At 54.3% G+C, this 247-nt stretch carries 1 protein-coding gene; it reads right to left on the reverse strand.

Translation table 11 applies throughout. From position 1 onward, the window contains the following. The coding region (locus tag ETC27_RS18290; RefSeq protein ID WP_205742801.1) for an Ig-like domain-containing protein at window positions 1–247 on the reverse strand (247 nt) is incomplete at both ends.

The raw sequence follows: 247 nt of genomic DNA on the forward strand, positions 1-247 counted from the left end.
TGCATCAGGGGCTGGCGTATCCGCATCGGCTGGCGTTTTGCCGGCTGTTGGTACGCTCACATTGCCGGCCGCATCGGTTGCGGTCGCTGTGATATTAGCGTTTGGGCCAACTGAAGCTGGTAAGCTCACGCTGTAGTTGCCAGATCCATCTGCTATGGCAGTGCCAATAACTGCGCCAGTCGAATCTTTGATTTCTACTTTCGAACCCGCTTCAGCCGTACCTGTGACAGTATAACCATCTGTCGAA

The organism is Onishia niordana, from assembly GCF_004798965.1.
Lineage (GTDB): Bacteria > Pseudomonadota > Gammaproteobacteria > Pseudomonadales > Halomonadaceae > Onishia > Onishia niordana.